A 24281-nucleotide genomic window follows, 5' to 3' on the forward strand; every position below is an offset into this window, starting at 1 on the left:
GCCGAAAGATCGGCTTCCGGTCCACGGATGCAACAATTCCGGTCGATCCTAGTCCCGGCAATGCCGCGGAATATGCACCCGCCGCCAGTTGGTCGAGCCTTCCCGCACCACCACGCGGCGCGCCATAGTCCTGTACGAAGGCGGGATTTCGGTGATGCGCTGCTGCTCGGGCCGCACCAGCACCTCGCGGGCAACGCCTTCATATTCGGCTGGAAGGACGACGCGCCGGACACGTTCCGGCTCGACGACCACGGTTTCGGCGACCCGCGCGTAGCGGGCCTTGCGCCACACCTTGCACAGCACCTTGCGGCCATGGATGACGCGCCACTCCCAGGCATAACCACCGTCGTCAACCTTGACCGTATGGTAGACGGTGCGTGTGACGGCGGGCACGACCTCATAGGTGACGCGAGGCGGCGCGATCTGCTCCAGGCCTTCGCTCGTGCCGTAGATTGGCGGGTCGTAGTCGACGAGCTGGCCGCCGGGGCTCACCATCACGTCTTCATAAACGGTATCGTAGAGCGCCGGCCTGCGCACCGGCTCGTAGCATTCGAGCGCACGGCCGCCGGCGGCGGTTTGCGACACAGTGGCAAGCATTGCGAGGCTGGCTGTGGCGAGCGATGCGGAACCCTTGCGAAAGGAACTCTGGCGAAACATGACATTCCCCCGTTGAAAAAGGACGCCGGTTCAACGCAGGAGTGTATCGGAAGGTCCGCTGCCGGACAGGGATTTCGGGGCTTGTCGTTAAGCGGTGCGGTTAAGAAACTGCTACCTTGGCGGATCGCTCTCCGATCCCGGATATTTTTCAGGCGCAACCGCCGGCATTCCTTGGGCCGAGGCGCTTGATTCGACTTAACCAGATGGCTAGGAGGGGCGGCCTTGCGCTAGGGTGAGCCGGCATCCTATTTAGGGTTTAACGATCCAGAGCCGATTCCGCCCGATTGCTCATAATTTCACGGCGCCGGAATCCATCCAATAAGGGTAGTCCATGAAGAACCCCGTCGAAACCTACATGAACCTCGTTCCGATGGTGGTCGAACAGACCAATCGCGGCGAGCGCGCCTACGACATTTTCTCCCGCCTGTTGAAGGAACGCATCATCTTCATCACCGGCCCGGTCGAAGACGGCATGGCGACGCTGGTTTGTGCACAGCTTTTGTTCCTCGAGGCGGAGAACCCCAAGAAGGAAATCAACCTCTACATCAACTCGCCGGGCGGCGTTGTCACTTCGGGCATGGCGATCTACGACACCATGCAGTTCATCAAGCCTGCGGTGTCGACGCTTTGCATCGGCCAGGCCGCCTCGATGGGCTCGCTGCTGCTTTGCGCCGGCCACAAGGACATGCGCTTTGCCACGCCGAATGCCCGCATCATGGTCCATCAGCCGTCCGGCGGCTTCCAGGGTCAGGCGTCGGACATCGAACGTCATGCGCAGGACATCATCAAGCTGAAGCGCCGCTTGAACGAGGTCTATGTCAAGCACACCGGCAAAAGCTATGACGAGATCGAACGGACGCTCGACCGCGACCATTTCATGAGCGCCGACGAGGCCAAGGACTTTGGTCTGATCGACAAGGTCATCACGACGCGAGAGCTGGGCGAAACCGCCGTCGCGTAGGCCCTGATTGGCAGCTGAATGGCGGGATAACGCGCTTTTGGCGCGGCTTGCGGCATTTCGGCCACAATTGCCTGTTCCCTCAAAGGTCGGGATTGCCTACGTTAAGGCTATGTTGATTTTCGACGGCTTAGCTTTGCATGGGGTTGCTGCGAATCATTGTCGCGTTTTCTGATTTGGGTTTCGTACGGAATGCGCTGTGTGAGCCGGAACACTGGCGGTGGCGGATTCCCGCGATAGATTGGTGAGACGCCCATGCAGCCAGACCATCGGCAGGCAGGCGGTGAAAGGACAGAAAAATGAGCAAGGTCAGCAACAACGGCGGTGATTCAAAGAACACGCTTTATTGCTCGTTTTGCGGCAAAAGCCAGCACGAAGTGCGCAAGCTGATCGCCGGTCCGACGGTTTTCATCTGCGACGAATGCGTCGAGCTCTGCATGGACATCATCCGCGAGGAGAACAAGACCTCGATGGTGAAGTCGCGCGAGGGCGTGCCGACCCCGCAGGAGATCCTCAAGGTCCTCGACGACTATGTCATCGGTCAGCCCTACGCCAAGCGGGTGCTGTCGGTGGCCGTCCATAACCACTACAAGCGCCTTGCGCATGCCGGCAAGAACAACGACGTCGAGCTGGCGAAGTCGAACATCCTGCTGATCGGCCCGACCGGCTGCGGCAAGACGCTGCTGGCGCAGACGCTGGCCCGCATCATCGACGTGCCCTTCACCATGGCCGACGCCACCACGCTGACCGAGGCCGGTTATGTCGGCGAGGACGTCGAGAACATCATCCTGAAGCTGTTGCAGTCGGCCGACTACAATGTCGAGCGCGCCCAGCGCGGCATCGTCTATATCGACGAGATCGACAAGATCTCGCGCAAGTCGGACAACCCCTCGATCACCCGCGACGTGTCGGGCGAGGGCGTGCAGCAGGCGCTCTTGAAGATCATGGAAGGCACGGTCGCCTCCGTGCCGCCGCAGGGCGGCCGCAAGCACCCGCAGCAAGAGTTCCTGCAGGTCGACACCGCCAACATCCTGTTCATCTGCGGCGGCGCCTTCGCCGGGCTCGACAAGATCATCTCCGACCGCGGCCGCAAGACCTCGATCGGCTTCGGCGCCACCGTGGCCTCACCCGAGGATCGCCGCACCGGCGATCTGTTCCGCCAGGTCGAGCCGGAGGATCTGTTGAAATTCGGCCTGATCCCGGAATTCGTTGGCCGTCTGCCGGTCCTGGCAACGCTCGAGGATCTCGACGAGCCGGCGCTGATCCAGATCCTGACCGAGCCGAAGAACGCGCTGGTCAAGCAGTACCAGCGGCTGTTCGAGATGGAAAATGTCGACCTGACCTTCCACGAGAACGCGCTGTCTGCGATCGCCAAGCGCGCCATCGAGCGCAAGACCGGCGCGCGCGGCCTGCGTTCCATCATGGAAGCGATCCTGCTCGACACGATGTTCGAGCTGCCGGCGTTGGAAGGCGTGCGCGAAGTGGTGATCTCGGAAGAGGTGGTCTCGGGCAACGCCCGGCCGCTCTACATCTATTCCGAGCAGAAGGAAAAGAAGGGCAACGTCAGCGCCTGACATGGCAGCTGACCCTGCAATTTTTCATGGAACGGCGCCCGTGTGGCGCCGTTTTGCTGTGAAGGGGGTATTGGCAGGTGACGGAGTGGATGAGCGGACCATGTTAACCCTTGATCTTTGCTCCGCCCGCATCCACCTAACAACAGAAGGCCGAAGCGCCGAATTCTGTGCTGTAAAACTCCCGTCACAAACGGTGGTAGGCGGAACGACACTCGGTCGTTAATATGAGATTCGCGGTTGGCTCAATTAGCGTCCGCGACATGAAAGGTTGGACAATGGCCAAGATATCCAAGGCTTCCGGCGACGGCGTTTTCGCAGTTCTCCCACTGCGCGATATCGTCGTGTTCCCGCACATGATCGTCCCGCTCTTTGTCGGGCGCGAGAAGTCGATCAAGGCGCTGGAAGAAGTGATGGGTCAGGAAAAGCAGATCCTGCTTGCCACCCAGATGAATGCAGCCGACGACGATCCTGAGCCCGATGCCATTTTCGACATCGGCACGCTCGCCAATGTGCTGCAGCTCCTGAAGCTTCCCGATGGCACCGTGAAGGTGCTGGTCGAGGGCGCTTCGCGCGCCAAGATCGTCTCGTTCACCGATCGTGCCGACTTCCACGAGGCCCGCGCCACCGCGCTGGTCGAGCCGGAAGAGGAAGAGGTCGAGATCGAGGCGCTTGCCCGCTCGGTCGTCACCGACTTCGAAAACTACGTCAAGCTGAACAAGAAGATCTCGCCCGAAGTGGTTGGCGCGGCCAGCCAGATCGACGACTACTCCAAGCTCGCCGACACGGTTGCCTCGCATCTCGCCATCAAGATCCCCGAGAAGCAGGAAATGCTTGCCACGCTCTCCATCAAGGAGCGTCTCGAGAAGGCGATGGGCTTCATGGAAGCCGAGATCTCCGTGCTGCAGGTGGAGAAGCGCATCCGCAGCAGAGTCAAGCGCCAGATGGAGAAGACGCAGCGCGAGTACTATCTCAACGAGCAGATGAAGGCGATCCAGAAGGAGCTCGGCGAGGGCGAGGACGGCCGCGACGAGGCCGCCGAGATCGAGGCGCGCATCAAGAAGACCAAGCTGTCCAAGGAGGCCCGCGAGAAGGCGGAAGCCGAGTTGAAGAAGCTGCGGTCGATGTCGCCGATGTCGGCTGAATCCACCGTCGTGCGCAACTATCTCGACTGGCTGCTGTCGATCCCGTGGGGCAAGAACTCCAAGGTCAAGCAGGACCTCGCTTTCGCGCAGGACGTGCTCGACGCCGATCATTTCGGCCTCGACAAGGTCAAGGAGCGCATCGTCGAGTATCTCGCCGTGCAGAGCCGCCAGAAGAAGCTGAAGGGGCCGATCCTGTGCCTCGTCGGCCCGCCCGGCGTCGGCAAGACCTCGCTCGGCAAGTCGATCGCCAAGGCGACCGGTCGCGAGTTCATCCGCATGGCGCTCGGCGGCGTGCGCGACGAGGCCGAGATCCGTGGCCACAGGCGGACCTATATCGGCTCGATGCCTGGCAAGGTCATCCAGTCGATGAAGAAGGCCAAGAAGTCCAATCCGCTCTTCCTGCTCGACGAGATCGACAAGATGGGCCAGGACTTCCGCGGCGACCCGTCGTCGGCCCTGCTCGAGGTGCTCGATCCGGAGCAGAACTCGACGTTCATGGACCATTACCTCGAGGTCGAATACGACCTGTCGAGCGTGATGTTCGTGACGACGGCGAACACGCTGAACATCCCTGCGCCCCTGATGGACCGCATGGAGATCATCCGTATCGCCGGCTACACCGAGGATGAGAAGATCGAGATCGCCAAGCGGCACCTGATGCCCAAGGTGATCCGCGACCACGCCTTGCAGCCGAACGAATTCTCGGTCGGCGAGGACGCGATCCGCGGCATCATCCAGACATACACAAGGGAAGCCGGCGTGCGCAGCCTGGAACGCGAGCTGATGAAGCTCGGTCGCAAGGCGGTGACCGAGATCCTGAAGACGAAGAAGAAGACGGTGAAGATCACGGCGGACAACCTCGCCGATTATCTCGGCGTTCCGCGCTTCCGCTTCGGTCAGGTCGAGGCCGACGATCAGGTCGGCGTCGTCACTGGTCTCGCCTGGACGGAAGTCGGCGGCGAGCTGCTGACGGTCGAAGGCGTCATGATGCCCGGCAAGGGCCGCATGACGGTGACCGGCAACCTGCGCGACGTGATGAAGGAATCGATCTCGGCGGCGGCTTCTTATGTCCGCTCGCGGGCCATCGATTTCGGCGTCGAGCCGCCGCTGTTCGACAAGCGCGACATCCACGTGCACTTGCCGGAAGGCGCCACGCCGAAGGATGGCCCGTCTGCAGGTGCTGCCATGGCCACGGCCATCGTCTCGGTCCTGACGGGCATTCCGGTCCGGGCTGATGTGGCGATGACCGGCGAGATAACGCTGCGCGGCCGCATCTTGCCGATCGGTGGTCTGAAGGAGAAGCTGCTTGCCGCACTGCGCGGCGGCATCAAGAAGGTGCTGATCCCGGAAGAAAACGTCAAGGATCTGGCGGAGATTCCGGACAATGTGAAGAACGGCATGGAGATCGTTCCGGTGTCGCGGGTCGGCGAGGTGCTGAGGCACGCGCTGGTCAGGATGCCGGAGCCGATCGAGTGGGTCGAGCCGGTGGTTCCGCCGACCGGGGTGGATGCCGGCGACGATGCCGGGAAATCGCTAGCTCATTAGAATGTTCTAACGTTGCAGCGCACAAAGAGAGAGCCGGGCTTCCAGCCCGGCTTTTTCATGTGAAAAATCTCCGAAAAAGTGCAAAAAAGCCCGGAATTCTGCGGTTTTCGGCTTGGGTTCCTCAACGCTTCTTTCTAAAGTCCGTTTCCTGCCGGATGAGTCGTAGTTCCGGTTTTCTCATGGAAGGGAATTTTGATGAACAAGAACGAACTGGTGTCCGCTGTCGCCGACTCCGCAAGCATTTCGAAGGCTGATGCGCAGTCCGCCGTCGATGCGGTGTTCTCCGTGATCACTGGCGAACTGAAGAAGGGCGGCGATGTCCGGCTTGTCGGCTTCGGAAATTTCACCGTGTCAAAACGCGCTGCTTCGACCGGCCGCAACCCGCAGACCGGCGCGGAAGTGAAGATTCCGGCGCGCACCGTGCCGAAGTTCTCGGCTGGCAAGGGCCTCAAGGACGCGGTCAACTAAGACCTTTTTCTTTTAAGCTCAGAAGAGCCGGGCTTGCCCCGGCTCTTCTTTTTTGTGCCCTGCGGCTGCATGCGTATTCAGGCGGTCGGCGCGTCGGCGCGCATCAGGCCTTCCTGCTTCAGATCCGCCCACAGGGCCGCCGGGATCTTGACGTCGAGCAGCGCGCGGTTGCTTTCGACCTCGGCCGGGCGCTGGCCGCCGGGGATCACCGACATCACGGAAGGATGCTGCAGCGGGAACTGGAGTGCCGCCTCGATCAGCCGCACGCTATGGCGCTTGCAGACCGCTTCGATGCGCGCCACGCGCTCCAGCACGTCCTTTGGCGCCTCGGTGTAGTTATAGAAAGCGCCAGGCTTCGGCCCTGTCGCCAGGATGCCGGAATTGTAAGGGCCGCCGAGAACGATGCCGATGCCGCGCTTTTCACAGAGCGGCAGGAAGGAGCCCAGCGCTTCCTGCTCGAGCAGCGTATAGCGGCCGGCGAGCAGGAAGAGGTCGAAATCGCCACGCTCGGCGAGCGTCTGGCAGACCTGCCATTCGTTGATGCCGCCGCCGAAGGCCTTGATCACGCCCTGGTCGCGCAGCGAAAGCAGCCCGTAATAGCCAGAGGACATGAATTCCTCGATGCGCCGGTCGGACGCCTCCTTGCTGCCATGGGTGAAGATGTCGACATCGTGCACATAGAGGATGTCGATGCGGTCGACGCCGAGACGCTCCAGCGAGGCCTCGAAGGAACGCATCACGCCGTCATAGCTGTAGTCGTAGACTTCCTTGCGCGAGGGCGTCTCGAAGAACTTGCCGATGCCGGTGCGCTGGTCGGGCGGGCAGACGCGCATGAGGCGGCCGACCTTGCTCGACAGCACGTAGTCGTCCCGCTTCTTGCCGCGCAGAAAAGGGTTGAGCCGGGTTTCCGACAGGCCGAGGCCATAGAGAGGAGCGGTGTCGAAGTAGCGGCAGCCGGTCTCCCATGCCGCCTCCAGCGTGGCATTGGCATCCTCGTCGGAGACGGCGCGGTAGAGATTGCCGAGCGGCGCGGTGCCGAAGCCGAGCTCTGTGAAGGTGATGCCGCCATTGCCGATGCGGTCGAAATGCCGTGTCTTCATATCCTCGAATGTCCCGGATTGATTTGTCTGAAATGACACTATCACGCCGGTGGTACAGCAAAAGCGGCGAGGCTCCTTGGACGCGAATTTTCGCGGTGATAGCATGAACAAAATCAAGTGTTTCCAACCTTCGGCAGATGGGACGAATTGCCATGACGCAAGCCGGATCGGAGATGTTCGAGACCGCGCTGGACGAGCTTGGCGCCGTGGTGGGGCGCATCGATGACGGCCGGGTCGACACCGCCTGCGAAATGCTTGCAAGCGCCGGCAGGATCGTCGTCTACGGCTGCGGCCGCGAAGCGCTGCAAGTCAAAGGCTTCGCCATGCGGCTCTTCCATCTCGGCCTGCCTGTCGCTGTCGTCGGCGACATGACCACGCCGGCGCTGGGGAAAGGGGACATCTTCCTCGCGAGTTCCGGACCGGGCGAGACCACGACGGTTTTGACCCTGATGCGTGTCGCGCGCGACGCCGGCGCCAAAGTGCTGCTGCTGACCGCCCAGCCGGCAAGCAGCGCGGCCAAGCTTGCCGACTTCACGCTGCTTATTTCGGCCCAAACCATGGCCAGCGACCAGGGCTCTGTCAGAACCTCGGTGCTGCCGATGGGCTCGCTGTTCGAGGGGGTGCTGTTCCTGCTGTTCGAAGTGATGGTGCTGAAGCTCAAGGCGCTGACCGGCGCGACGCCGGAGGCGATGCGCGCCCGGCACACCAACATGGAGTAGGGTGATGCGCTACGAGCTGATGTTGCCGCACCAGATCCGCGAGGCGATCAAGGAGAACTGGCCGGTCGTGTTGCCGCTCGGCGTGCTCGAATACCATGGCGAGCACATGGCGGTCGGCATGGATACGCTCGCCGTCGTCAAGACGCTGGAACTCTTCGAGAAGGAGAGGGACATCGTCATCCTGCCGCCGTTCTACTATGGCGCGGCGAGCTATGCCGTGGCGCCGCCGGAAAGCAGCGGCTCGGTGCAGGTCGGCGGTCCGGTGCTGGCGCCTTTCGCCGAGGAGCTTTTCTACGGCTTGCTGCGCATCGGCTTCCGCAACATCCACGCCATCATCCATCACCAGACCGAGAATTTCGTTGCCGGCATGCCGACCGATCTCGCCTTCAAGACCGCCGGGCGGCAGGCGATCTTCCGCTTCCTGGAAAAGGAGCGCGGCGAGGGCTGGTGGGGCTCCGACAAGATGGCCGACTACTATGCCGGCCATGCCCAGGGCGAGAACGTCTTCAACTGGGTGCAGGTGCATCCGCTGATGCCGGACGCGATGAACGGCCAATACCCATTCGACCATGCCGGCATCGGCGAGACATCGCTGATGCTGGCACTATGCCCCGAAGCAGTGGATGCCGGTCATTTCGCGGACAATACCGGCTGGTACACGAAAAGCGCGCCGGAGGCGTCGGCCGAGCTCGGGCAAAAGGGCGTCGCGATGATCCTCGAGCATTTGCGCGCGACGCTTCGGACCTAGCCGATGCGCTTTCGAACAAGGCAATCGGGAGCTTTTGGTTGCTATATTAGCAATTTGTAATATAATATTGCTACAATGTCGTCGGACCGTGGAGCCATTCTGTGCACACAGTCGGAAAGCGACGCATGGCGTGCTTGGCAGGCGCAATCATCGCGGCTGCAGGGCTTGAGGATCTCTCGGCTTTCGCGCACAGCGCTACTAGCGGGTGGACCTATCCGCCGGCCTGCTGCCACGGAGACGCAATCTCGGGCGAATGCAGCAGCATTCCGAGCGTGACGGTTACACCGCAGCGTGACGGCTATGTGATCATCTTGCGGCCGGGCGATCACCGTAAAGTCACTCACCAAGACCGCTATTTTGTCCCTTATGACGTTGTCATTCCGTCCGGCGACGACAAGTTTCACATCTGCTTGCATCCGACTGAGGAGCACGAAAACTGCTTCTTCGCGCCGTCAGAAGCGATGTAAGCACAAACTTAGGGTATGCGCCCGGCACTGCCGGGCGCTGTACTCCGATCAGGGCGCTGGTCAGTACCGCCAAGCCTACTTCACCGAGCCGGCCGTCATGCCCATGATCAGGTAGCGTTCGAGCAGGACGCCGATGATCGCCAGCGGCGCGATCGCGGCCGTGGCAAGGGCTGCCATCGACCACCAGTTGATGCCCTGCGAGCCGGTCTGGCTCGCCACCATGACGGGGATCGTCTTGGCATCGGTCGAGGTGAGCAAGGCGGCGAAGAAATACTCGTTCCAGCAGAGCACCATCGCCAGGATGAAGGCGGCGACCATGCCGGGAAGCGCGATCGGCATGACGATGCGGAAGAAGGCGCCCCAGATCGACAGGCCATCGACCAGCGCCGCCTCCTCGAGCTCGACGGGAATAGAATTGAACTGGTCGCGCATGATCCAGATGACGATCGGCAGCACCATCAGCGTGTAGAGGAGCACAAGCCCGATGCGCGTGTCGAGCAGCGCCACTTCCCGGTAGAGCACCAGGAAGGGCAGCGCCAGCACGACCGGCGGCAGGATGAGCTGCGACAGGAAGAAGAAGGAGATGTCCTCATTCTTGAACCAGGCGAAGTGATAGCGATAGCGCGTGAGGCCGTAGGCGGCGAGGCTGCCGATGACGATGGCGAGGCTCGAGGCGCCGACCGAGGTGATGACCGAGTTCATGAAGCGCTTGAGGAACTCGTCGCGCACGGTCGACGTCTGGAAGATCGAATCCGGCGACAGGCCGAGCGAGCGCCAGCCCTTCCAGTCAGGCAGAAAGTCGACGAAGGGGATGAGGTGGCCTTGCGTGACGTCGACCGCCGACTTGAACGAGGTGGTTATCGTCCAGTAGATCGGGAACAGGCAGACGAAGGACCAGAACACCAGCGCGCCATAGATGAAGACGCGGCTGGTGACGAAGGCCGCCGGCGAGCGGATCTCGGAAACGGTGTAGTCGGTGGTCTGGACGCTCATGATGCCGCTCAGTTGACGTTGCGCACGAAGCGGCTGGCAATCTTCAGCAGCCAGGTGACGAACACGATGATGATGATCAGGTAGACCATGGCGAGCATCGTGCCGTAGCCGACATTCGAGCGGTCGCGATACTCGCGATAGATGAAGCTCGACACCGAATCCGTGGCACCGCCGGGTCCTCCGGACGTCACCGTGATAATGATGTCGGCAAGCTTGAGCTTGAAGATGATGCGCAGGATCACCGCCGTCAGCGACACCGGCAGCATCAGCGGGAAGGTGACTTGCCAGAATGTCTGCCAAGTGGTCGCGCCGTCGACGCGTGCCGCTTCGAGCACCTCGCGCGACATTGCCTGCAGACCGGCGAGCAGCATGATCATCATGAACGGAATGAACGTCCAGGCGTCGAGCACCATGATCGAGATACGCGCGATGATCGGATCGGAGAAGAAAGCGGGATTGTCCCAGCCGAGATGGCGAGCCAGCGTCGCTGCCGGTCCGAACCGGTATTCCATCAGTGATTTGCCGACCATCCAGGAGACAGCGACCGGCGACAGCATCAGCGGCAGCAGGAAGACGACACGGAAGAATTTTCGCGCCTTGATCTGCGCGTTGAGCAGCAGTGCCAGGCCGAAGGCGATGGTGTATTCGACCAGCACCGCCAGCACATAGAACACCATGTTGAACAACGCGTTGCGGTAATAGGGGTCGGCCAGCATCTGCCAGAAATTGTCGAGCCCGTTGAATTTCCGACCCGAGAAGGAAGAGAGGTTCCAGTCGGTCAGCGCGATGTAGAAGCCGAACAGGGTCGGAAAGATCACCATGGCGATGGTGAAGAGCAGCGCGGGCAGCAGGAATAGCGCGCGCTGGCCCTCCTCGCCGCGCGTCAGCACCTGCCAGGCGCCAAGCGCCACGCCCCACAGCACATAGGCATAGACCACGGGACGCCAGGTATAGAAGCCGATCGTGTCGACCTCGGTCTTGTAAAGGATCTGCATCACGATCGTCGCCAGCAGCGCGAGCGTCGCGGCGATCAGCAGGGCCCAGCCGAGGCGCTTGCGGCCGGGCGGGATCAGATCGGCCGATGTGGAATTTGCCGGCCACGCGTTCGCGGTCGAAATCTGGTCAGCCACGCCTCTCGCCTCGTTTGCAAGAATGACCGGTCGTTGCCGGTAAAGATGCGGCCCGGCGACAGGGTGTCGCCGGGCCGCGACTTCTCCGTAGACAGCCTACATGCCCAGCGAGGCTTTGTAGAGCTTGATCTGGTTCTCGCGGCCGATCTGGTCAGTCAGCTTCTCCCAGGCGGCGGCGATCGCGTCGGCCCCTTCCTGCGCCTTCATCTTGCCGGCGAAGGTGTTGGCCAGGATGTCCTCGGCGGCGCTGTAATACTGGAAGATGCCGGGGATGCGCGGCTCGATCGCGGCGTTCGGATGGTTGTAAGAGTCGCCCTCCGACTTCAGATATGAACTGATGAACGCTTCGTCATAGCCGGCCGCCACCCATTCCGGAATGTTGAAATGGCTGTTCCGGTATGGCTGGAAGCCGGACGGATACGCCGCGCACCAGAGCGACAGATCCTTGCCGCCGAGATGGGCGGCGGCGGACCATGCCGCCTTCTTCTTCTTTTCGTCGCTGTCGACGCGGGCCATGACATAGACGCCCCAGCCGAGATAGGCGCAGTTCGGCGCATAGTTCGGACCGCTGGCGAGCTTGTCCCACTTGCCGGTTTTGGAATTGTAGACGTCGTCCGAGCCGGGCAGGATCGAGAAGCCGGTGACATCGCCAACCACCGAGGAGTCGTTGGTTTTGACGTTCGAGCCGACGTCGCCCCACCAAGCCACCATCGAACCTGTGCCGCCAAGGAACTGACTGAACGCAGTCTGGTTCGGGTCGGCGTTGATTTGATCCTGCGGCTCGGAGGGCAGCGCGTCGATCACGTCCTGGATCGCTCTCACCCACGCCGGATTGTTGATGCGTGGCTTCATCGTATCCGGATCGAACAGCCAGGCCTTGTCGTCGGGATGCTTGGCATAGGCGCTAGCGCGGCTGCCGAGGAAGTAGAAGCCGAAACCACCCCAGGGCTTGGGCGCGTCGAGATAGCCATAGACGTCCTGGCCTTTCATCTGCTTGCCCTTGAGGAATTTGGTCACCGCCTGCACCTGCTGCCAGGTTTTCGGCACGCCCCATTCCGTCAGGCCCGCCTTGTCGCCGCTGTCAGCCTTCCAGGCGGCCGCCAGATCGGAGTCGGAGAACACGTCGGTGCGGTAGTTGAAGTTGTGCGTGTCGCCGTCAACGGTCACGCGATACTGCTTGCCGTTCCAGGTGCCGACCGGAGGCTTCAGGTAAGCCACCAGGTCATCCATATCGATCTGCTTCTTGACCCAGTCCGGCATTTCGGAAGTGAGGCCCTTGCCGCAGACGTCGCCTTCGAAGGGCGCACCCATCTCAACGATATCAAAATCGATCGTATTTGTGGCTATCGCCTGCTGCAGGCGCGGATTGTAGTCGGCCTGCGCCAGGTCGATCCAGTTGATCTTGGCGCCCGTATAGGCCTCCCACGGCTTCAGGAAGCCGCGGAACAGCACATTGTGCAGGTTTTGGTTGTTGAGGCCCATGAAGGTGAGCTCGACGCCGGCGAATTCGCCTTCCTTGACGTTAGCCTTGGTCGCTTCCAGGCAAAGCTCGCCGACCTTCTGGAAGTCGGCATCGGTCGGCTGACCCTTGCCGACGCCCGGAATCTGCAAGAGTTTCGCGCGCAGGTCGTCGGCGGCTGCCGCCGGCCTCGTCAGCGCGCCTAGCCCGGCGCCGGACGCCGCAGCGAGCGCCGCCATGCTGGCCGCGCCCTTCAGCAAATCGCGGCGGGTCGCCCCGGCGCGCACCAGTTTTTCGTAAAGATCGACTCTCATCTCAGGTTCCTCCCAGAACTTCAGTCGTGAATTGAATTGCCAATCTCTCGGACGTCGAAACGTCTGTGGTTCTCCTATACCATAGGTGGACGTGGGACCCCACCCTGCGTCGCCAGGAGATCCGATTTCCGGGATAAGAACCGGCTGTCGGATTGGCACTCGCCACTATTCGCGTAATCGATTACCTTGTCAACAAGAATGGCTTTTTATCTATAAGATACTGACTTGCCCTTGCCGTTGGCAATGGCTAGCTTCACCGAAAAAGATAGGGGAGACGATGGCTCAAGTCGCTATCACCAATGTGGCCAAGGCATTCGGAACCGTCAAGGTTCTGCATGAGGTCAGCGTCGACATTGCCGACGGCCAGTTCGTTGTGCTGGTCGGCCCTTCGGGATGCGGCAAGTCCACGCTCTTGAGGATGGTGGCCGGGCTGGAAACGGTCTCGGGCGGAACGATTTCGATCGGCGACCGCGTCGTCAACAACCTGCCGCCGGCAAAGCGCGACATCGCCATGGTGTTCCAGAACTACGCGCTCTATCCGCATAAGACGGTGGAGCAGAACATGGCATTCGCGCTGAAGCTGCGCGGCACCGATCCTGCCGTGGTCGCCGAGCGGGTGAAGCGGGCGGCCGATATCCTCGACCTTGCCCCCTATCTGAAGCGCTATCCACGCCAGCTTTCCGGCGGCCAGCGCCAGCGTGTCGCCATGGGTCGCGCCATCGTGCGCAATCCGCGGGTGTTCCTGTTCGATGAGCCGCTCTCGAACCTCGACGCCAAGCTGCGCGTGCAGATGCGCACCGAGATCAAGGAGCTGCATCAGCGGCTGAAGACCACAACCATCTACGTCACGCACGACCAGATCGAGGCCATGACCATGGCCGACAAGATCGTGGTGATGCGCGACGGCCGCATCGAGCAGGTCGGCGCGCCGCTGGAACTGTTCGACCGGCCGGCCAATCTGTTCGTCGCCGGCTTCATCGGCTCGCCGGCCATGAACCTGCTCAAGGGCACGGTGAAAAAGGGTGAGAAGCCCGTGGTCGACATTGCAGGCTCGGCCTTTCCGATGCCAACCAATATCACCGCGGCGGACGGCCAGGCCATCGTCTACGGCGTGCGCCCCGAGCACCTGGAGATCCATCCCGACGGCGTCGCGTCCACGATTTCGGTGGTCGAGCCGACAGGCTCGGAGACGCTGGTGTTCGTGCGCTTCGGCGAGGGCGAGATGGTGGCGCTGTTCCGTGAGCGTCACGACTTCAAGCCAGGCGATACGCTGAAACTCCGGCCGCGCCTCGACCACGTCCATCTCTTCGACGCAGGGACCGGCAAGCGTCTCTGACCGCAAAACAGACTTCCAAGAGGAAACCATGCTCAAAGGGATCAATCCGCTGCTCAATGCCGACGTGCTCCAGGCGCTGCGGGCGATGGGCCACGGCGACGACCTGATCATCGCCGACACCAATTTCCCATCCGACTCGGTTGCCAAGCAGACCGTGCTCGGCAAGCTGCTGCGCATCGATGCGCCGGCGGCCGAGGTGGCGAAGGCGGTGCTGTCGCTCTATCCGCTGGACAGCTTCGTCAACGACGCGGCCGCCCGCATGGAGATCGTCGGCAAGCCGAACGAGATCCCGCCGGTGCAGAAGGAGGTGCAGAAGGAAATCGATGCGGCCGAGGGCAAGGCCTGGCCGATGATCTCGATCGAGCGCTACGCCTTCTACGAGCGCGCCAAGAAGGCCTACTGCGTCATCCAGACAGGCGAACGCCGCTTCTATGGCTGCTTCGCCTTCCGGAAGGGCGTCATTCCGCCGGACGCGGAGTAAGGAGATGGCCGCCGGCAAGCCCGTCGTCATCCTGGGTGTCTTCGTCGCCGACACCGCCTACCGCGCCGATCGCCAGCCGCGCATGGGCGAGACCATCCTCGGCAATTCGTTCAAGCTCGGGCCGGGCGGCAAGGGCTCGAACCAGGCTGTGGCAGCCGGCAAGCTCGGCGCCGACGTCACCTTCCTGACGAGGCTCGGCGTCGATGCCTTCGCCGACATGGCCAGGCAGACCTGGAAGGCGGCGAGCGTGAAAAGCGCCGCGATCGAAACGCCGGACAGCTACACGGGCGCGGCCTACATTTTTGTGGAAGAGGGCAGCGGCAACAACGCCATCATCGTCAGCCCGGGCGCGGCGATGCTGATCTCGCCCGCCGATATCGAGGCGCATGCCGGCCTGATCCGCTCGGCCGGCGTCTTCATCACCCAACTCGAGCAGCCGATCGATGCCGCATTGAAGGCACTTGAGATCGCGCGCGGGGCAGGGGTGACGACCATCCTCAATCCGGCGCCGGCAGCCAGCCTGCCGGAGCGCATCTACACGCTCTGCAACTACGTCACGCCCAACGAGTCCGAGGCCGAAGGACTGACCGGCATCCCAGTCTCGTCGATCGACGATGCGCGTCGCGCCGCCGACAATCTGCTGGCGAAGGGCGTCGGGGCCGTTATCGTGACGCTCGGCGAGAAGGGCGCGCTGCTGCACACCAAGGACCGTTCCGACCATGTCGGCGCCGTCAATGCCGGCCCGGTGGTCGAGACCACGGGGGCGGGCGACGCCTTCAATGGCGGTCTGGCCGCGGCACTTGCGAAAGGTGTCGAGCCATTGGAGGCGGTGCGCTTCGCCTGCGCCGTCGCCGGCATTTCGGTGACGCGCCCGGGGACAGCGCCCTCCATGCCGACGCTCCAGGAAGTCGAGGCGCTGCTGGCGAGGGCTTGAAGACTGGCTCCGGCTGAAGCCTGCGAAATCTCACCGCCCGGAACGCAACCGGTGCGAGCGCGTTCACTGTCTTGACCAAACACAAGGCAGCCCGGTTCCGGAACGGCGCGATGAAAAAGCCCTATGAAAAGCCGACGCTCGTAAAGCGCGAGAAGCTCACCGCGCGGACCGCCCAGATCGTCTCCTCCGGCGTCGTATTGGGTGAGTGAGCCAGAAGGGGTAACAGAGGGCTGTCGCTGGCGAGCGTTGGTGGGGGCGCCTAGTTTGGATCGCCGCTCCTTGAGCCGCCGTGAGATCCGCCACCATAGTTGTCGCCCCCCGAGCGGCCTCCACCGGAATTGAAACCTTGGCCGCGCGGGCGGGGGTGAAAGTGCTTGCCTCCTCCTCCATTGCCCGAAGTTGATCCGCCAGAATTGCCTGGAGGTGATCCGCCAGATTTCGCGATAGCCTTGGAGTTCAGGCTTGTGCCTAGCAGAAGCGTTATGGTCGGCGGAGTCACCGCTGCGAAGCGGCCAGCTTTCTTGAGAAAATCACGGCGTGCCTTGGCCTCTGAAACCAGATTCTCTGGAACGAGATGCGTACACTTCGCGCTTTCAGTTGCCATGTTGGCACCCGTTATTTGAGAAGACTACATTAATCCTTCCGCGCAAAGACTGTAGCTCTCCAAAAGGCTTAGACGTCGCCTGTTAACTTGACGATTTATGCGCAGGCGCGGCGATACGACCTCTGCGCCGGACAAAGCGACTTCAGTCCCAAGATTAGCTCTCGCTGAAATGTTAATAGGCCTGGGAAAAGAGAGTAGGCCCACGCTCGTAAAGCGCGAGAAACTCACCGCGCGAACCGCCCAGATCGTCGCCTCCGGCGTCGTAACGGGCGAGTGAAATCAGGGAACGCCGCTAAAGAATCTTGCTGGTCAGTTCCAGCTTCGTCGTTGCGTCTTGCTCGCTGCCGGGCATATGCACGACGCGCAGAACGCGAAGGTCCATATTTGACCCTTCGACCGGCATGGATACGCTTTCACCCACCCGCGGCAGCTCCTGGAAGGCGAGCTCGTCCACATCCCTGGCGTCATCAATCGAAACGCGACATCTCACAGCCATCTGTCTCTCCCGTTTTCGGCCCTTGGGCGGAACGAGGCGATGCCGGAATGGTTCCGGCGCAAGGACTTCAACAGCCGGCACGATATTCGGCGCCATCAAACCCGGAGCGGAGCTTCAGCGCCGTGCTCTATCTCTTTGTTTGCCCGCATTTCTGTGGCGCCAAGCGATTCCGCCTGGCTGCAAAATGCTCAAAGGGCCGGACCTGGCCGAATGGAGCTGCCGTCGGAAAAGCGCGACAGGCGAAAGCGAGTCAGATCGTGGCCGATCCCGTTTCCCTGGATCATGTCGGAGACGACCCGACCGACTCCCGGCCCGATGCCGAAGCCGTGACCGCTCATGCCCGTAGCGACGACAAGGCCGACGATCGCCTGCACGCGATCAACTATGGGCACGACGTCCGGCATGGCGTCAATCATGCCCGCCCAGCTTGCCTTGATGCGAACTGGCCCGAGCTGCGGGAAAAGTCGCGTGAAATTGCGTTCGATCGAACGAAGGCCCGAGGAGGCGGGGGCGGGATTGAGCACCCGAATCCTTTCGAATGGACTTTGCGAATCCGGCGTCCAGCGACGCGGCGTCGACCAGCTATCCGGGTAGCCGTCCGGCGCGGCCGGCGAGTAGCGTGTCCCAAACGGATTGGCCATGAGCGCGGGAAGGTATTTCGTCGCGTGGCGGAACGCGTCAGGCCCAACGTAGAGCAAACTGCCTCCTCCGGGAGCGAGCGTATATCCGCCATCCTGCCGGCGCCTGAAGGCAATGTGATCCGCTGCCGCGGCGCCCGCGTGGATCTCAGCCATCGGCTCTGTCGCGGCCACGGTCGACCTGACACTGAGCTGGGGAATCGAAACGCCATGTCTTCGCAGGAAGAGGGAAGACCACGCGCCGCCCGCGAGCAGGACGCTGGAGGTTGCGACGTGACCCGCCTCGGTCCACACGCCGCTGACCCTTCCGGCCGAGATTTCCAGGGTTCGCGCCGCGCAATTTTCAACAATCTTCACACCGTTGCGGGCCGCCAGCCGGGCGAGTGCTGGCACCGCCACCCAAGGCTCCGCCCGCATATCGGAAGGTGTCGTCATCGCGCCCCTGAAACTGCGTGACATGCCTTTGATGAGACCGGCGGTTTCCTGCGCGTCCAGAAGGCGCGTATCGATCTGATGGGCGGCGGCGATCTTCATGAATTTTTCGAACCCGGCCATTTCGCGGTCCGAGCTTGCCAGATAGGTAACGCCTGTCTGCTTCAGGCCGATGTCCTCGCCGCATTCCTCAGCCAGTTGCCGCCAGTGACGCGACGCCTCGATCACGATCGGCAGCTCATCCGCATCGCGTCCCTGCTTGCGGATCCATCCCCAGTTTCGAGACGATTGCTCGGCTGCAACCCGTCCCTTTTCAACCAGCGTCACCGAGATGTTCCGCCGCGCAAGAAAAAGCGCCGTCGTCACGCCGATGATGCCGCCGCCGATAATCACCACATCCGAACTTTTCGGTGGAGGACCGGGATATCGAATCGGGTCCGCTTCGGAGAAAGGAAAAGTGGGCAAGTGGCGCATCCTGAAAGAGAAGACGACAGCTATGGACTAGCGGCAGCCAACTTTTCTTGAGGCAGTTCAGGGGAAGGTGGAGCACAGGCCGCCTAGCGTGCGGCGCTGGCATTGGCCCGCAACGGTCATGTTCAAGAAGTTGAAGCGGAATCTCTTCCGACCCGGAGATCGGAACAAAAACTCTGCATTGTCGAGGAGTTGGAAATGGCGCGAGTGACGGGGCTCGAACCCGCGACCTCCGGCGTGACAGGCCGGCACTCTAACCGACTGAGCTACACCCGCGCACTGACGAGCACGTGTCAGGCGTGTTCGTCGTTGGGGCGCTGGATAAGGGGTTCGTTTGCGGGTGTCAAGCGCGGCATGTGAGCATAACAGCAAACTGGAGAAGGTTTTTTGACAAGTGCGCCGGCATTGGGGAAATCCGCCCTGACAGCGGTTGCGCCGGCAGTTCATTGGGCCTTGCGAATGGAGCCCTAACTGCTTAAAGGTCCGGCCCGGAGCGGGCGATTAGCTCAGTTGGTAGAGCGCTTCGTTTACACCGAAGATGTCGGCGGTTCGAGCCCGTCATCGCCCACCAGTTTCCCGACATAATACATAATCAAGACGGCGTCAGGCGGAAATCCTGGCCTTCGGGCAGGAGTTGGCCGCCATCGACGACGATCGTCGTGCCGGTGATGTAGCTGGCGTCGTCGGAGGCGAGGAACAGGAAGGCGTTGGCGACGTCGCGCGGCGTGCCGAGGCGGCCGAGGGGAACTGCGTCCTCCATGCTCTTGATGAAGGCGGCATCGCGGTGCAGCTTCATGCCTTCGGTCAGAATGTTGCCCGGCTCGACGCCGTTGACTGTGATGCCATAGCCGGAGAATTCCAGCGCCGCGGCGCGAATGAAGCCGTTGATGCCGGCTTTGCTCGCCGAATAATGGCCGTGGCCGGGGCTGCTCACCTGCGGGCCGGTGATGGAAGAGGTGAAGAGCATGCGGCCGCTCCGCTGCGCCTTCATCGGCGGGAGTGCTGCGCGTGCGGCATTGAAGCTGCCGCGCAGATTGACCGCCATGACGCGGTCCCAGTCCTCCGGGCTGGTGTTCTCGATCAGCTGCCAGGGGTAGATGCCGGCGTTTTGGACGATGATGTCGAGGCGGCCATGGCGCTCCAGCGCCAATGCCACGACGGCTTCCGCGTCGGCCATCTTCGAGATGTCGGTGTGGATGAAGGCGGCACCCAGCTCGTCGGCGCTCGCCTTGCCCGCCTCGGCTTCGCTGTCGGCAAGCACCAGTTTTGCGCCTTCCTCGGCGAAACGCTCGGCTATGCCCTTGCCGATGCCGCGCGCGGCGCCGACGATTGCCGCTACCTTGCCTTCGATGCGTCCGGTCATGCGAGCCATCCTGTCATGCGAGTCTTTGGCGAATGGTTTGCTTGAATGCGTCGAGCAGCACGGCCGCCAGCACGAGCAAGCCGTGGATGACCTGGGTGAAGTTGGCCGGCAGGCCCATCAAATTGATGGCGGTGTTGATGGCCGACAGAAGCAGCACGCCGGCATAGACGCCGGGCAGGGTGCCGACGCCGCCCTTGAGGCTGACGCCGCCGATGACGACGGCGGCGAAGGCATTGAAGAGCAGGCCGACGCCGAGATTGGCGGTGGCGCCGGAGGTACGGATGGCAAGCAGCCAGCCGGCCAGGCCGGCAATGGCGCCGGCGAGCACGAAGGCGATGATCAGGTTGCGGTTGACGCGGATGCCGGCGCGGAAGGTCGCCGTCTCGTTGCCGCCGATCATCACCAGATGCCGGCCGAACGGCGTCTTGGCCAGGATCAGCGAGAACACCACGAAGCAGCCGACCGCGATCCAGGCGGTGAGCGGCAGGCCGGCCAGCCGCTGGATGCCGAACCAGCGGATGGCCGGCGCCAGATCCTGCGCCGAGCGCCCGCCCGAAACCACCAGCACCAGGCCGCGCACCCAGATGTAAGAGGCAAGCGTGATGATGAAGGCGCTCATCTGCAGCCTGACGATGAGAAAGCCGTTGATGACGCCGATGACGGCGCCGACCGCCAGCGCAACGGCAAGCGACACCGGCACCATCAGCCACTCCGGATGCAGCTGCAGGCCGATACCGATGCCGGACGAGCAGAACATGATGCCGACCGCCATGGCGCTGAGCGCGGCGACCGATTCGACCGAAAGGTCCATGTGGCCGGCAATGATAACCAGCGCCAGGCCGATCGACATCACGCCGAGCACGCTGGAAGCCTCGACGATATTGGCGAAGATGCCGAGCTGGAAGAAGCTGGGAATGAAGATCGAGAAGACCGCCAGCACGAAGACCAGCATGAACCAGACGAGATTGTCGAGCACGAGTTCGAGGATATGGCGGGTGCGTGGGCTCATCGTGTGATCCGGTTGGCGCCAGGACGATCTGCGCGGCCACTTGGTCGGACGCGCAGGGGAGGCTCCGGGCCGCGGTGGCCCGGAGCCTTGCGGAGCTAGCCTATTCGACGGATTTGACGGTATCCGTCGGCGGCTTCTGGTTGCCCCAGAAGGCCGGGTTGTCGACGTTCTCCTTGGTGATCGCGGCGCCCGGGATCTTGATGTTCGGGCCCCAGGCTTCCTTGGTCACCACCGACTTCAGGCCCAGCACGTCATAGTCGCCGGGCTTGATCTCCTGCTTGTTGGCGACCTTGTCCATGAACATGGCGACCGCGGCTGCCTGTGCATAGAGCGGCTGCTCGACCTCGACGTTGAGCCAGCCTTTGCGGATCAGGTCGAGGCCGACCGGCGCGCCGTTCGAGCTCATCAGCATCACGTCGCCCGGCTTCTTGCCGGCGGCTTCCAGCGAAGCGACGGCGGCGACCGAAAGATGCGCGGCGTGGCTGAAGATCAAGTCGATGTCGGGGTTCGCAAGGATCTGGTCGTTGACGATGGTCCCGGCTGCATCCGCCGCCCATTGCATGGCCGGCAGAGAGATGATCTTGACGTCCGGGAACGCCTTCATCTTCTCCTCAAAGCCCTTCTGGATGTCGAGCGTGTAGGGATCGCCGGGATCGCCGAGCACCTGTAGAACCTTGCCCTTGACCGAGCCGTTCTTGGCCTTCAGCAGCGCTTCGGCCTGTTCGGCCGCGATATGGCCGATCTCGACCGTGCCGGCGACCGAGGTGAAGTCGGAAGGCGTCGCGGTGATCTGTCGATCGAACTCGACCACGGGAATGCCGGCGGCACGTGCCGCCTCGACCGAGGGCTTCAGCGCGTTGAAATCGACCGCGGCGAGGATGATCGCCTTCGGCTTTAGCGCAATCACGTCGTTCATCTGCGATTGCTGGGCGTCGGTCTTGTTGTCGGCGTTCAGCGTTTTCATCTCGTAGCCGACCTGCTTCAGGAACAGCTCCAGCGCGCTCACTGAGCCGGTCTGGAATTCGTCGAGCAGTGTCGGGACCAGATAATAGACGGTACCCTTCGACTGGGCGAATGCCGGCGTGAGCGTGGCAATTGCCAGTGCCAGGATACCGAAGACAGAAAGTAGCATTCGCTTCATGTCGTTCGCTCCTCTTTAGCCGGACCCCTCATTTGTCCCTCAGCCCGCCGGTCCGGCACCGGCGAGCGTCTCTCCGGTGATCATGTTGATCACCGCGTCGGGACTTGTCTTGTTGCGCGCAACATCGCCCGCCACGACGCCCTGGCGGATCACCACGATCCGGTCGGCGACCTGGAAGGCCTGCTGCATGATGTGGGTGATAATGACGACGCCGATGCCCTGGCTCGCCACCTGGCGGATCATGTCGAGGCCGCGGCGCGTCTGCTCGACGCCGAGCGCGGCGAAGGGCTCGTCCAAAAGCACCAGCTTGCCGCCCCAATGGACGAAGCGGTTGAGCTCGATCGCCTGCCGCTGGCCGCCCGAGAGATGCTCGACCTTGGTGCGAAGCGAGGGAATGCGCGTGCCGGCATTGGCCAGCGCCTTGGCCACCACAGCCTCCATGGCGCGCTCGTCGAGCACCGGAACGCCCAGCACCTTGCGGGTGATCTCGCGCCCCATGAAGAAGTTCGCCACCACGTCGACATTGGTGCAGAGCGAGAGGTCCTGGTAGACCGTCTCGATACCGGCGGCCTTGGCCTCGGCGGGAGATTTGGCGAGGAACTCCTTGCCTTCGAACAGCATACGGCCCGAGGTGGGCTCCAGCCCGCCGGCGATGATCTTCACCAGCGTCGACTTGCCGGCGCCGTTGTCGCCGAGCAGCGCCACCACCTCGCCGCGCCCGATCGAAAAGCTGATGCCGCGCAGCGCCTGGATGGCGCCGTAGTTCTTGGCGACGTTGTCGAGGACCAGCAGGGGTTCGCTCATGCCGCGATATCTCCGCCTTTCAGAGGGTCGCCCTCGCGCTGCCGCTTGGCGGTGAAGATCTGGCCGAAGCGCGGCGAAAGCACGCCGGAAACGGCAAGTGCTGCCGCCCCTCGGAGCACCGCGTGCTGACCGCCCTGCGCAACGAGGATTCTTGGCGCCACGCGGTCCTTGCGCGCCGAGACCGAATTGTGCAGCGGCTCGACCGATTCCGCCAGCCGTTCGAGCAGGGCAGGCGAGGCAAGTCCGCCGAGAACGATCGTCTCGGGATCGAAGAGGTTTTCTATGATGGCGATTGCGTTGCGGAACACCGGCGTCACCTCGCTCACCCAGTCGGCATCGTTGCCTTTCCAGCGCCCGCGCGCGTCCAGCGAGACGTAGCGTTCGAGGCAGCCGCGGTTGCCGCAGGGACAAAGCTCGCCGCCCGGAACGACCGGGATGTGGCCGATCTCGCCGGCATTGCCCCAAGCGCCGCGCAATGCGCTGCCGTCATGCAGCATGGTGCCGCCGAGCCCAACGCCGAAGTAGAGATAATAATATTCGGAATGTTTGGCACCGAGGCCATAGAAGCGTTCGCCCATCGCCGCGGCAGCCATGTCGTTTTCGAAGAAGGCCGGCAGGCCGGTGACCGCGGTCAGCCGTTCGCGCAGCGGAACGTCCTGCCAGCCGGTCATCGTCGTCGGGCCGACGAAGCTCATCGGCTCGACACCGAAAGGTCCCGGAAGCGCCATGCCGATGCCGATGACGCGGCCGCCCGAGCGGCGCTCGGTCAATTCGGCAACCATGGCGCCGATCGCCTCGAACGCTTCGTCGGGCGCCGCATGGGGCGCCTCGCGATGCGCGCTCTCGATCACATCGCCGCTGAGATTGATGAGGGCCGCGTCGATGCCGAGCGGCGTGAGATGGATGCCGACGGCATAGCCGCCTTCCGGATTGATGCGCAGCGTCGCCGGCGGCAGGCCGCGGCCCTTCGGCTCCTCGCGAACCGACAGGATGTAGCCTTGCTCCTCCAATTCCCGAACGATGGTCGACACCGTCTGGACGGTGAGCCCGACGTGCCGGGCGATGTCGCCGCGGGCGATGGGGCCGAAGCGGCGGATGGACTCGAGCACGATGCGCCGGTTGTACGGCCGCCCGAACTCCTGATTGGTTCCCCGCAACGCCATGGCTTGCGCTCCCAGTTGACGCAAGGTTCGCAGAGAAGATTTATTCAGTCAAATGGAATTCAAAAATAAATTGACGATGGAATCCTGAGGCTCGGGAAGGGGCAGGACCGGTAGGACCTGTCCACGTGCCGCCGC

The 24281-nt window shown here is 62.7% G+C and carries 24 protein-coding genes and 2 tRNA genes; 12 read left to right on the plus strand and 14 right to left on the minus strand.

The window, feature by feature from the left end:
- Positions 1-48 precede the first annotated feature (48 nt).
- Entirely contained in the window at positions 49-657 is a 609-nt protein-coding gene (locus AC4FWB_RS12555) for a hypothetical protein (protein WP_491026354.1), read from the minus strand.
- 331 nt (positions 658-988) lie between these two features.
- Between AC4FWB_RS12555 and clpP the strand changes: the two genes are divergently transcribed.
- The 4 genes from clpP (at position 989) to hupB (ending at position 6344) form a co-directional block, all read left to right on the plus strand.
- Positions 989-1618 (plus strand): ATP-dependent Clp endopeptidase proteolytic subunit ClpP, encoded by a 630-nt coding sequence (gene clpP / locus AC4FWB_RS12560; protein ID WP_491026355.1) that lies wholly within the window; start codon positions 989-991, stop codon positions 1616-1618.
- A gap of 296 nt (positions 1619-1914) precedes the next feature.
- Positions 1915-3189: an ATP-dependent Clp protease ATP-binding subunit ClpX gene (gene clpX, locus AC4FWB_RS12565; RefSeq protein ID WP_059185169.1), complete on the plus strand. Its 1275-nt coding sequence runs from the start codon at positions 1915-1917 to the stop codon at positions 3187-3189.
- A 275-nt stretch (positions 3190-3464) separates the two neighbouring features.
- Positions 3465-5876, plus strand: a complete 2412-nt coding sequence (gene lon / locus AC4FWB_RS12570; protein ID WP_320301394.1) for an endopeptidase La — start codon at positions 3465-3467, stop codon at positions 5874-5876.
- Positions 5877-6071: 195 nt separating this feature from the next.
- Positions 6072-6344 (plus strand): DNA-binding protein HupB, encoded by a 273-nt coding sequence (gene hupB, locus AC4FWB_RS12575; RefSeq protein WP_027166452.1) that lies wholly within the window; start codon positions 6072-6074, stop codon positions 6342-6344.
- 77 nt (positions 6345-6421) lie between these two features.
- On the opposite strand, the gene AC4FWB_RS12580 is transcribed toward hupB, so the two are convergent.
- On the minus strand, positions 6422-7444 hold the full coding sequence (locus AC4FWB_RS12580; RefSeq protein ID WP_491026357.1) for an aldo/keto reductase: 1023 nt from the start codon (positions 7442-7444) through the stop codon (positions 6422-6424).
- A 152-nt stretch (positions 7445-7596) separates the two neighbouring features.
- Between AC4FWB_RS12580 and hxlB the strand changes: the two genes are divergently transcribed.
- The 3 genes from hxlB to AC4FWB_RS12595 all read left to right on the plus strand — a co-directional run bounded on the left by hxlB (position 7597) and on the right by AC4FWB_RS12595 (position 9378).
- Entirely contained in the window at positions 7597-8163 is a 567-nt protein-coding gene (gene hxlB / locus AC4FWB_RS12585; protein ID WP_491026358.1) for a 6-phospho-3-hexuloisomerase, read from the plus strand.
- 4 nt (positions 8164-8167) lie between these two features.
- The gene (locus AC4FWB_RS12590; protein ID WP_491026359.1) at positions 8168-8911 is read left to right on the plus strand and encodes a creatininase family protein; all 744 of its coding nucleotides are present in this window, start codon (positions 8168-8170) and stop codon (positions 8909-8911) included.
- A 125-nt stretch (positions 8912-9036) separates the two neighbouring features.
- Positions 9037-9378: a hypothetical protein gene (locus AC4FWB_RS12595; protein ID WP_491026360.1), complete on the plus strand. Its 342-nt coding sequence runs from the start codon at positions 9037-9039 to the stop codon at positions 9376-9378.
- Between the two features lie 75 nt (positions 9379-9453).
- Here AC4FWB_RS12595 and AC4FWB_RS12600 read toward each other — a convergent pair whose 3' ends face one another.
- The 3 genes from AC4FWB_RS12600 to AC4FWB_RS12610 form a co-directional block, all read right to left on the minus strand.
- Positions 9454-10371 (minus strand): carbohydrate ABC transporter permease, encoded by a 918-nt coding sequence (locus AC4FWB_RS12600; RefSeq protein ID WP_491026361.1) that lies wholly within the window; start codon positions 10369-10371, stop codon positions 9454-9456.
- 8 nt (positions 10372-10379) lie between these two features.
- Positions 10380-11501 carry a carbohydrate ABC transporter permease gene (locus AC4FWB_RS12605; protein ID WP_491026362.1) on the minus strand — a complete coding sequence of 374 codons (1122 nt, stop codon included), beginning with the start codon at positions 11499-11501 and terminating at the stop codon, positions 10380-10382.
- A gap of 96 nt (positions 11502-11597) precedes the next feature.
- Positions 11598-13274: an ABC transporter substrate-binding protein gene (locus tag AC4FWB_RS12610; protein ID WP_491026363.1), complete on the minus strand. Its 1677-nt coding sequence runs from the start codon at positions 13272-13274 to the stop codon at positions 11598-11600.
- Between the two features lie 277 nt (positions 13275-13551).
- On the opposite strand from AC4FWB_RS12610, the gene AC4FWB_RS12615 reads away from it, so the two are divergent.
- From AC4FWB_RS12615 to AC4FWB_RS12630, 4 genes are all read left to right on the plus strand, one after another.
- The gene (locus AC4FWB_RS12615; RefSeq protein WP_491026364.1) at positions 13552-14610 is read left to right on the plus strand and encodes an ABC transporter ATP-binding protein; all 1059 of its coding nucleotides are present in this window, start codon (positions 13552-13554) and stop codon (positions 14608-14610) included.
- Positions 14611-14638: 28 nt separating this feature from the next.
- Positions 14639-15091, plus strand: a complete 453-nt coding sequence (locus AC4FWB_RS12620) for an RbsD/FucU family protein (protein WP_126099934.1) — start codon at positions 14639-14641, stop codon at positions 15089-15091.
- Between the two features lie 4 nt (positions 15092-15095).
- Positions 15096-16025 carry a ribokinase gene (gene rbsK, locus AC4FWB_RS12625; protein WP_491026366.1) on the plus strand — a complete coding sequence of 310 codons (930 nt, stop codon included), beginning with the start codon at positions 15096-15098 and terminating at the stop codon, positions 16023-16025.
- 110 nt (positions 16026-16135) lie between these two features.
- A complete protein-coding gene (locus tag AC4FWB_RS12630) occupies positions 16136-16234 on the plus strand; it encodes a putative RiPP precursor (RefSeq protein WP_491026368.1) in 99 nt (32 codons plus the stop codon).
- 50 nt (positions 16235-16284) lie between these two features.
- Here AC4FWB_RS12630 and AC4FWB_RS12635 read toward each other — a convergent pair whose 3' ends face one another.
- From AC4FWB_RS12635 to AC4FWB_RS12650, 4 genes are all read right to left on the minus strand, one after another.
- Positions 16285-16629, minus strand: a complete 345-nt coding sequence (locus AC4FWB_RS12635; RefSeq protein ID WP_491026369.1) for a hypothetical protein — start codon at positions 16627-16629, stop codon at positions 16285-16287.
- Positions 16630-16921: 292 nt separating this feature from the next.
- The gene (locus AC4FWB_RS12640; RefSeq protein ID WP_491026370.1) at positions 16922-17221 is read right to left on the minus strand and encodes a hypothetical protein; all 300 of its coding nucleotides are present in this window, start codon (positions 17219-17221) and stop codon (positions 16922-16924) included.
- Between the two features lie 92 nt (positions 17222-17313).
- Positions 17314-18660, minus strand: coding sequence for an NAD(P)/FAD-dependent oxidoreductase (locus tag AC4FWB_RS12645; RefSeq protein WP_491026371.1), 1347 nt, complete (start codon positions 18658-18660; stop codon positions 17314-17316).
- Positions 18661-18865: 205 nt separating this feature from the next.
- Positions 18866-18942: transfer RNA gene (locus AC4FWB_RS12650), tRNA-Asp, on the minus strand.
- A 219-nt stretch (positions 18943-19161) separates the two neighbouring features.
- Between AC4FWB_RS12650 and AC4FWB_RS12655 the strand changes: the two genes are divergently transcribed.
- Positions 19162-19237 (plus strand) — tRNA-Val (locus AC4FWB_RS12655).
- 21 nt (positions 19238-19258) lie between these two features.
- Here the strand turns inward: AC4FWB_RS12655 and AC4FWB_RS12660 are convergent.
- From AC4FWB_RS12660 to AC4FWB_RS12680, 5 genes are all read right to left on the minus strand, one after another.
- Positions 19259-20029 (minus strand): SDR family NAD(P)-dependent oxidoreductase, encoded by a 771-nt coding sequence (locus AC4FWB_RS12660; protein ID WP_491026372.1) that lies wholly within the window; start codon positions 20027-20029, stop codon positions 19259-19261.
- A 13-nt stretch (positions 20030-20042) separates the two neighbouring features.
- Positions 20043-21038, minus strand: coding sequence for an ABC transporter permease (locus AC4FWB_RS12665; protein ID WP_491026374.1), 996 nt, complete (start codon positions 21036-21038; stop codon positions 20043-20045).
- 100 nt (positions 21039-21138) lie between these two features.
- Positions 21139-22179, minus strand: coding sequence for a sugar ABC transporter substrate-binding protein (locus AC4FWB_RS12670; RefSeq protein WP_491026376.1), 1041 nt, complete (start codon positions 22177-22179; stop codon positions 21139-21141).
- Between the two features lie 39 nt (positions 22180-22218).
- Positions 22219-22983 carry an ATP-binding cassette domain-containing protein gene (locus tag AC4FWB_RS12675; protein ID WP_126093568.1) on the minus strand — a complete coding sequence of 255 codons (765 nt, stop codon included), beginning with the start codon at positions 22981-22983 and terminating at the stop codon, positions 22219-22221.
- On the minus strand, positions 22980-24146 hold the full coding sequence (locus tag AC4FWB_RS12680) for an ROK family transcriptional regulator (protein ID WP_491026378.1): 1167 nt from the start codon (positions 24144-24146) through the stop codon (positions 22980-22982). The genes AC4FWB_RS12675 and AC4FWB_RS12680 overlap by 4 nt, the downstream gene beginning before the upstream one ends.
- Between the last annotated feature and the right edge of the window lie 135 nt (positions 24147-24281).

Source organism: Mesorhizobium sp. LEGMi-168a (assembly GCF_058312955.1).

Coding starts and splice junctions, on each gene's coding strand:
- AC4FWB_RS12620 (WP_126099934.1), top strand. CDS start 14,639: ATGCTCAAAGGGATCAATCCGCTGCTCAATGCCGACGTGCTCCAGGCG.
- AC4FWB_RS12630 (WP_491026368.1), top strand. CDS start 16,136: ATGAAAAAGCCCTATGAAAAGCCGACGCTCGTAAAGCGCGAGAAGCTC.
- AC4FWB_RS12610 (WP_491026363.1), bottom strand. CDS start 13,274: ATGAGAGTCGATCTTTACGAAAAACTGGTGCGCGCCGGGGCGACCCGC.
- AC4FWB_RS12635 (WP_491026369.1), bottom strand. CDS start 16,629: ATGGCAACTGAAAGCGCGAAGTGTACGCATCTCGTTCCAGAGAATCTG.
- AC4FWB_RS12665 (WP_491026374.1), bottom strand. CDS start 21,038: ATGAGCCCACGCACCCGCCATATCCTCGAACTCGTGCTCGACAATCTC.
- AC4FWB_RS12680 (WP_491026378.1), bottom strand. CDS start 24,146: ATGGCGTTGCGGGGAACCAATCAGGAGTTCGGGCGGCCGTACAACCGG.
- AC4FWB_RS12590 (WP_491026359.1), top strand. CDS start 8,168: ATGCGCTACGAGCTGATGTTGCCGCACCAGATCCGCGAGGCGATCAAG.
- AC4FWB_RS12580 (WP_491026357.1), bottom strand. CDS start 7,444: ATGAAGACACGGCATTTCGACCGCATCGGCAATGGCGGCATCACCTTC.
- lon (WP_320301394.1), top strand. CDS start 3,465: ATGGCCAAGATATCCAAGGCTTCCGGCGACGGCGTTTTCGCAGTTCTC.
- AC4FWB_RS12615 (WP_491026364.1), top strand. CDS start 13,552: ATGGCTCAAGTCGCTATCACCAATGTGGCCAAGGCATTCGGAACCGTC.
- AC4FWB_RS12595 (WP_491026360.1), top strand. CDS start 9,037: ATGGCGTGCTTGGCAGGCGCAATCATCGCGGCTGCAGGGCTTGAGGAT.
- clpX (WP_059185169.1), top strand. CDS start 1,915: ATGAGCAAGGTCAGCAACAACGGCGGTGATTCAAAGAACACGCTTTAT.
- AC4FWB_RS12660 (WP_491026372.1), bottom strand. CDS start 20,029: ATGACCGGACGCATCGAAGGCAAGGTAGCGGCAATCGTCGGCGCCGCG.
- rbsK (WP_491026366.1), top strand. CDS start 15,096: ATGGCCGCCGGCAAGCCCGTCGTCATCCTGGGTGTCTTCGTCGCCGAC.
- AC4FWB_RS12555 (WP_491026354.1), bottom strand. CDS start 657: ATGTTTCGCCAGAGTTCCTTTCGCAAGGGTTCCGCATCGCTCGCCACA.
- clpP (WP_491026355.1), top strand. CDS start 989: ATGAAGAACCCCGTCGAAACCTACATGAACCTCGTTCCGATGGTGGTC.
- AC4FWB_RS12600 (WP_491026361.1), bottom strand. CDS start 10,371: ATGAGCGTCCAGACCACCGACTACACCGTTTCCGAGATCCGCTCGCCG.
- AC4FWB_RS12675 (WP_126093568.1), bottom strand. CDS start 22,983: ATGAGCGAACCCCTGCTGGTCCTCGACAACGTCGCCAAGAACTACGGC.
- hupB (WP_027166452.1), top strand. CDS start 6,072: ATGAACAAGAACGAACTGGTGTCCGCTGTCGCCGACTCCGCAAGCATT.
- AC4FWB_RS12670 (WP_491026376.1), bottom strand. CDS start 22,179: ATGAAGCGAATGCTACTTTCTGTCTTCGGTATCCTGGCACTGGCAATT.
- AC4FWB_RS12640 (WP_491026370.1), bottom strand. CDS start 17,221: ATGGCGCCGAATATCGTGCCGGCTGTTGAAGTCCTTGCGCCGGAACCA.
- hxlB (WP_491026358.1), top strand. CDS start 7,597: ATGACGCAAGCCGGATCGGAGATGTTCGAGACCGCGCTGGACGAGCTT.